This window comes from Streptomyces cahuitamycinicus, from assembly GCF_002891435.1.
GTDB classification, from domain to species: domain Bacteria; phylum Actinomycetota; class Actinomycetes; order Streptomycetales; family Streptomycetaceae; genus Streptomyces; species Streptomyces cahuitamycinicus.
Genome location: NZ_POUC01000587.1, coordinates 1 through 3905, shown reverse-complemented (window position 1 = coordinate 3905; position 3905 = coordinate 1). Strand labels below are relative to the sequence as shown.

Annotated in this window: 4 protein-coding genes; all 4 read left to right on the top strand. The window is 77.3% G+C overall.

The genetic code is table 11. The annotated features are described in order from the left end of the window. The first annotated feature begins 1 nt into the window (after position 1). The 4 genes from C1J00_RS39760 to C1J00_RS39745 are packed head-to-tail and all read left to right on the top strand — an operon-like array spanning position 2 to position 3904. Entirely contained in the window at positions 2-610 is a 609-nt protein-coding gene (locus tag C1J00_RS39760; RefSeq protein ID WP_102913727.1) for a D-glycero-alpha-D-manno-heptose-1,7-bisphosphate 7-phosphatase, read from the top strand. After that, positions 607-1668 (top strand): glycosyltransferase family 9 protein, encoded by a 1062-nt coding sequence (locus C1J00_RS39755; protein WP_102913726.1) that lies wholly within the window; start codon positions 607-609, stop codon positions 1666-1668. Before C1J00_RS39760 ends, C1J00_RS39755 begins: the two co-directional genes overlap by 4 nt. Beyond that, positions 1665-2630: a glycosyltransferase gene (locus C1J00_RS39750; RefSeq protein ID WP_102913725.1), complete on the top strand. Its 966-nt coding sequence runs from the start codon at positions 1665-1667 to the stop codon at positions 2628-2630. Before C1J00_RS39755 ends, C1J00_RS39750 begins: the two co-directional genes overlap by 4 nt. Next, positions 2627-3904: a glycosyltransferase gene (locus tag C1J00_RS39745; RefSeq protein WP_102913724.1), complete on the top strand. Its 1278-nt coding sequence runs from the start codon at positions 2627-2629 to the stop codon at positions 3902-3904. Before C1J00_RS39750 ends, C1J00_RS39745 begins: the two co-directional genes overlap by 4 nt. Position 3905: the final 1 nt, after the last annotated feature.

The window sequence follows — 3905 nt, the reverse complement described above, 5'->3', positions numbered from 1 at the left end:
CATGAAGCCGCCCCCCGGCCCCTGGCTGCTCCCCGGGGACGTGCGGCAGAGCCCGTACGATCCGGACGGCACGCTGCCCGCGGCCGTCCTCTTCGACCGCGACGGCACGCTCGTCGCCGACGTCCCCTACAACGGCGACCCGTCGCTGGTCGCGCTCATGCCCGGCGCCCGGGAGGCCGTCGACGCCGTGCGCTGCGCCGGGGTGCCCGTCGGCGTCGTCACCAACCAGTCGGGCGTGGCCCGGGGCCTGCTTACCCGCCGCGAGGTCGAGGCCGTGCGGCTGCGGGTGGAGGAGCTGCTCGGACCGTTCGCCGTCTGGGCCGTGTGCCCGCACGCGCCGGAGGAGCGCTGCGACTGCCGCAAACCGGCCCCCGGCCTGATCCTGGCCGCGTGCCGCCGGCTCGGCGTCCCGCCGGAGCGCACCGCCGTCATCGGCGACATCGGATCCGACATGGAGGCGGCGCGGGCCGCGGGGGCCCGCGGGGTCCTGGTCCCCACGGCCGTCACCCGTCCCGAGGAGGCAGGGGAGGCCGAGGCCACGGCAGCGGATCTGCCGGCGGCCGTGCGTCTCGTCCTCGGCCCGGCCGTCGCGGCCCGGGAGCCGCGATGACGCCCGCCCGCCTGCCCCGCACCCTCGTGGTCCGTCTCGACAGCTCCGGAGACGTACTCCTGGCGGGCCCCGCCGTACGGGCCGTCGCCGCCGGGTCCTCGTACACCGCGCTGCTCTGCGGACCCCAGGGCGCCCCCGCCGGGCGGATGCTGCCCGGCGTCGACGACGTGCTGACCCACGACGCCCCGTGGGTCGGGCTGGAGCCGCCGCCGGTCACGCGGGCCGCCACCCGGCAGCTGATGGAGGCGCTCACGGCAGGCCGCTTCGACCGGGCGATCGTGCTGGTGTCCTACCACCAGAGCCCGCTGCCGATCGCCCTCCTGCTGAAGCTGGCCGGGATCGGACGGACCGCCGCCGACTGCGAGGACTACCCGGGCGCGCTCCTCGACCTGCGGCACCGCAGACGACCGCGCCGTCACGAAACCCTGGCCGCCCTCGACCTGGCCCGCGCCGCGGGCTTCCAGCTTCCGCCCGGCGACGACGGCCGGCTGCGCGTCCTGCCGCCGCCGCACACCACCCACCTCACGGGCCCCGACCCGTACGTCGTCGTCCATCCCGGCGCGGCCGTGCCCGCACGGGCCTGGACACCGGACCGGGCGGCACGCGCCGTGGCCGCGCTGTCCGCGGCGGGGCACCGAGTGGTCGTCACCGGCGGGCGCGCCGAGCGCGAGCTGACCGCCCGGGTGGCCGGACGGCAGGCCCTGGACCTCGGCGGCGCCACCGACCTGCCGCAGCTGGCCGGAGTCCTGGCAGCGGCTCGGGCCGTGGTGGCCGGCAACACCGGCCCGGCGCACCTGGCCGCCGCCGTGGGCACGCCCGTGGTCAGCCTCTTCGCGCCGGTCGTGCCGGCCGAACGGTGGGCCCCCTACGGCGTACCGCACGTCCTGCTCGGCGACCCGCACGCCGCGTGCGCGAACACCCGGGCCCGGCACTGCCCGGTGCCGGGACACCCCTGCCTCGACGGCATCGGCGACGCCGAGGTGCTCGCCGCCGTGGCGGCCCTCACGGACCACCCGGCGGACCAGGGCGAACACACCGAGCGAGGAGCGGCCGTATGAACATCCTGCTGTGGCACGTGCACGGCTCCTGGACGACCGCGTTCGTCCAGGGCCCGCACACCTACCTCGTCCCGGTCACCCCCGGCCGCGGCCCGGACGGCCTCGGGCGGGCCCGCACCTTCACCTGGCCGGCCGCGGTCCGCGAGGTCACTTCCGAGGAACTCCGCGACACGCCGGTCGACCTGGTCCTTCTCCAGCGGCCGCACGAGGGGGAGCTGGCGCGACGCTGGCTCGGCGGACGCCGCCCGGGCCGGGACGTGCCCGCGGTGTACCTGGAGCACAACGCGCCCGACGGCGACGTGCCGGACACCCGGCACCCGTGCGCCGGCCGCGACGACCTGACCATCGTGCACGTCACGCACTTCAACCGGCTGTTCTGGGACTGCGGAACCACCCGCACCGAGGTGATCGAGCACGGCATCGTCGACCCGGGCCACCGCTACAGCGGCCGGCTCGCCCGCGCCGCCGTCGTCGTCAACGAACCCGTGCGACGCGCCCGGTACACCGGAACGGACCTGCTGCCCGCCCTGGCCGAGGCCGTGCCGCTCGACGTCTTCGGCATGGGCACCGAGGGCCTGGCCGGACACCTCGGCCTGTCGGCCGACCGCTGCCGCACGGCCGATCTCCCCCAGAGCGAGCTGCACACGGCCCTGGCCGAACGCCGCATGTACCTGCACCCGGTGCGCTGGACCTCCCTCGGCCTGTCCCTGCTGGAGGCGATGCACCTCGGCCTGCCCGTGCTGGCGCTCGCCACCACCGAGGCGGTCGAGGCCGTTCCGCCCGGCGCCGGCACCCTGACCACCCGCCCCGACGTCCTGGCCCGCGCAGCCCGCCGCTATCTCCACGAACCGGAGGCGGCGGCCGCGGACGGAGCCCGCGCCCGCCAGGCGGCCCTCGAACGCTACGGGCTCAAGCGCTTCCTGGCCGACTGGGAGCGCCTGATCACGGAGGTGTGCTCATGACCCCGTCCCTCAGCCCTCTCCCCACCGGGCCACTCGGCGGCGACCCGGCCGACCCGGGTGTCCTGGCGATCGCGCTCGTCTCCGAGCACGCCAGCCCCCTGGCCGCACTGGGCGGCGTCGACGCCGGCGGGCAGAACGTCCACGTCGCCTGCCTCGCCGCCGCACTCGCCGACCGCGGCCACCGCGTCACCGTCCACACCCGCCGCGACTCGCCCGACCTGCCCTGCCGGGTGGAGCTGCGCGACGGCGTCGAGGTGCACCACGTACCCGCCGGGCCGGCCGAGCCGCTCCCCAAGGACGCGCTCCTGCCGCACATGGACGAGTTCGGCCGCCACCTCGCCCGCGGCTGGCGCACCCGGACCCCCGACGTCGTGCACTCCCACTACTGGATGTCGGGCCTGGCCGCCCTGCGCGCGGCCCGCGAGCACGGCCTGCCCCTGCTGCACACCTACCACGCCCTCGGCACGGTGAAGAGGCGGCACCAGCGGCTCGCCGACACCAGCCCGCCGGAGCGGATCCCCGGCGAGATCGAGGTCGGGCTGGGCTGCGACCGCGTCATCGCCACCTGCCGGGACGAGGCCCGCGAACTGGCCCTCATGGGCATCCCCCCGCACCAGGTCGGCATCGTGCCGTGTGGCGTCGACACCGACCGGTTCACCCCGAAGGGCCCGGCCGCGCCGCGTGGACCGTACCCGCACCGGATCCTCCAGCTGGGCCGGCTCGTGCCGCGCAAGGGAGGCGCCGTCGCCGTCACCGCGCTGGCCCGGCTGCCCGGCACCGAACTGGTCGTGGTCGGCGGGCCGCCCGCCGACGGGCTCGACGGTGACCCGGAGGTGCGGCGGCTGCGGGGCATCGCCCGGGACGCCGGCGTCGCCGACCGGGTCCGCTTCACCGGCGCCCTTCCCAGCGAGGAGGTGCCGTCGCTGCTGCGCTCCGCGGACGTCGTCGTGTGCCCCGCCGACTACGAACCCTTCGGCATCGTCCCGCTGGAGGCCATGGCCTGCGGCGTGCCCGTGGTGGCCAGCGCGGTCGGCGGACAGCTCGACACCGTCGCCGACCCGGGCACCGGACGGCTGGTGCCGCCCCGCGACCCGGCGGCCCTGGCCGCTGCCGTCGCCGCGCTGCTCGCCGACCCGGCGGCCCGCGCCGCCTGCGGTGCGGCCGGCCGCCGGCGCGTCCTGAGCCGCTACGGCTGGGGCCAGGTCGCCGCCGCCACCGAGGCCGCCTACTGCGAAGTCCTCGACACCGAGCCCGCCGCGACCCGCGCCGGCTGAC